Source organism: Nonomuraea sp. NPDC050556, from assembly GCF_044457355.1.
In the GTDB taxonomy this organism is placed as follows: domain Bacteria; phylum Actinomycetota; class Actinomycetes; order Streptosporangiales; family Streptosporangiaceae; genus Nonomuraea.
Map to the genome: position 1 here is coordinate 1 of NZ_JBITGU010000012.1, position 1,696 is coordinate 1,696.

Annotated in this window: 1 protein-coding gene; it reads right to left on the reverse strand. The window is 66.9% G+C overall.

All coding sequences use genetic code 11. From position 1 onward, the window contains the following. The coding region (locus tag ACIBG8_RS54660; RefSeq protein ID WP_397351391.1) for a condensation domain-containing protein at positions 1–1,696 on the reverse strand (1,696 nt) is incomplete at both ends.

Consider the following 1,696-nt stretch of genomic DNA (forward strand, 5'->3'; position numbering starts at 1 on the left):
TCCAGCTCCCCGTACGTCAGCACCCCGCCAGCACCAACCACCGCCACCGCACCAGGAACCCGACCCACCCATTCCTCGAACAACTCATGCAAGCAGGCCGCGGAGGATGCGGGCAGCGCTGGCACTACTGCCGCCTCGCCGAGGACGAGTCTGTCGTAGCGGCTGCCGGGAACTTGTGCCATCGCTTCGAGCACCCGCAGGTAGGTGTCGGCGGCCAGGTCAGCGGCCGAGGTGTCGACGGTGTCGCCGTCGCCGTGCAGGCCGACGATCCACGTGGTCCGCTGGTCGTCGGGTCCGACCGAGAACATAAGCGGGATGTCGGTCTGCTCGAAGGCTCCAGCACCGACGACGATGATGTCGTTGTGGCGTAGCTGCTTGTATGCGTGGAAGTCGGTGAAGTTGAACGCAGTGTGGAACAGCCGATCACCGCCGCGCATGCGGATCATCTCGGCTAGAGGGAACCTGCGGTGGGTGAAAGCCGCAATTTCCGAGGCGTGGGTCTGGGCGATCAGTTCGCGCCAGGTGCCTCCGGCCAGGTGCTGGGTCAGCGGCAGCGTGTTTAGGAACAGTCCGAGTGTGCGGTCGCCGCCGGCGCGCTCGGACCGGCCGTGGCTGACCATGCCGACGGTCACGTCCGGCTCGCCGGTCACGATGAGCATCGTGTGGAAGCAGGCTGCGAGCAGTACGGTGCGCCAGGGCACGCCTGACTGAGCTGCCAGTGCGCGGGTACGCACGACCAACTCGTGCGGCAGCTGCCGTTGCACGGTGCCTGCGGCTGGTTTGCGGTCGGGCAGGGGCCCGGGCAGGAGTGCTGGGTTAGCTTTGCGCGTCTGCTCGGCCCAAAAGGCGCGGGTCTGCGGGTCGTCGAGGGCTTCCTGCTCGAGCTGCACGTAGTGCCGGTAGGAGACGTGCTCGGCGGTAGGGCTGGTTCGGCCTTCGAGCTGCCGGCGGTAGTGCTGGACGAGTTCGGTGATCGCGGTAGCTACGCTCCAGCCGTCGAGGATGGCGTGGTGGAAGCTCAGGCCCAGCCGGAACCTGTCGCTGGCCAGGTGGTGGACGGCGATGCGGAGCAAAGGTACCTGGCTGGCGGGGATGGTGCGGTGCTTCTCCTGTTGGATCCAGTCGTGGCACGCCTGGTTCTGATCGGCAGGGGGCAGATGGCGTAGGTCAGCTTCGGTCAGCGGAATTGCGGCGGTTTCGTGTACCAGCTGCATGGGGGTGCTGAAGGTGACGAAGTCGAAGCTGGTGCGCAGCACGTCGTGCTCGACGGTGAGCTGGTGCAGTGCGCGGGCCATAGCGTCGGGCTGCCAGGGCAGGCAGACGGTGTAGGCGAATACATCGTGATACGTGGCGCTGCCGTACTCCAGTGAGCTGATCGCGAGCATACCGGCTTGGAGCATGGTGGCGGGGTAGGCGGCGCTCAGGCCGACAGGCAGCAACTGCCGATCGGCGGGACAGATCAGGTCGAAGGGACCTGCGACGGGGTCCGGGGCTGCGGCGGGGCGCGTTTTGAGGGCTAGGGAGGCGATCGTGGGTGCCAGGAACAGTGCCGACAGCTCGAAGTCCTGCCCGGCGTCGTGGCTGGATGCGCGCAGCCTGATCGCGAGGATGGAGTCGCCGCCGAGGTCGAAGAAGTTGTCATGCACCCCGACCCGCTCCACCCCCAGCACCTGCGACCACACTTCTGTCAGCACCG